The following is a 1,088-nucleotide window of genomic DNA, read 5'->3' on the forward strand; positions in this document are numbered from 1 at the left end:
CAACGGGTTTGTGTATGGTTTGTAGCGTGTTTTAAGCTGCAAATTTACTAAATAAAACACTAACGTAGAAAATCCGATAGGATTTTCGTAAATGTGCTAGAACCAAGCTATAAATTATAAACAGTGTTGTACCCAGTTATTAATTTATATTTTGTTTTATTCATTTTACCGATTTTTTCAAATAAGTTCAATTCAACACCTTTTTTTAAATCTCTACTTGCTGTAGCAGAAGAAATATCTTTAAAAATATCCATATAATCTTTTCTTGTAAATTCTAGTTTATTCAGTGAACTAAAATATTCTAATCTGTCTTTTTCATTTAAAGTTCGATTATTGAAGTTCAGTAACTCACTTATGGATATATCAATTACCTTGAGCATATATTCAATGAATTTTGTAGATTTTCCGGATTTGTCGGATTCAGATAATGCTTTATAATATTTTTCTTGATCTTTACTAATCAATGTTTCAAATGGTAAATATTCAAATACAGGATATTTTTCCATAAGAATAAGTGTTTGCCATAATCTTCCCATTCGACCATTTCCATCTAAAAATGGGTGAATGAACTCCATTTCATAATGAAATACACAACTTTTGATTAATTCAATTTCATTTGGATTTTTCAAATACTCAAAAAGGTCTTTCATTAAGTATTTTACATTTTCATACGGAGGAGCTAAATGTTCAACTTTAGTTCCTTTTACAATTCCAACTCCTTGATTTCTATATTTTCCAGCATTTTCAATTAGATTACTCATTAAATCCTTATGTGCTTTTAAAAAGGATTTTTCGTTTAATGGATTGTATTTATCTAAATTTTCATAAATATCAATGGCGTTTAAAACCTCTTTAATATCCTTTTTTGGTCCAATTACTCGTTTATTTTCTAAAAGAGCAGTTATTTGTTCAACGCTCAATGTATTTCCCTCAATTTTTAAAGAAGAATGAATTGTTTTAATTCTATTCTGTTTTCTCAAAAGAGTAGAGGGTTTATTTAAATAATTTGCGTTGACTTCTCCTATTTTTTCTGAAATTGAAGTTATTAATCTTAATATTTCTGGAGTTATCTCGTAAGGTGGTTTCAT

Annotated in this window: 1 protein-coding gene; it reads right to left on the reverse strand. The window is 27.2% G+C overall.

What is annotated here, in order from left to right:
- Nucleotides 1-107 precede the first annotated feature (107 nt).
- On the reverse strand, nt 108-1,088 hold a 981-nt coding region (locus BLU40_RS17460), incomplete at its 5' end, for a Fic family protein (RefSeq protein ID WP_090126843.1).

The organism is Lutibacter oricola (assembly GCF_900106565.1).
GTDB lineage: Bacteria > Bacteroidota > Bacteroidia > Flavobacteriales > Flavobacteriaceae > Lutibacter > Lutibacter oricola.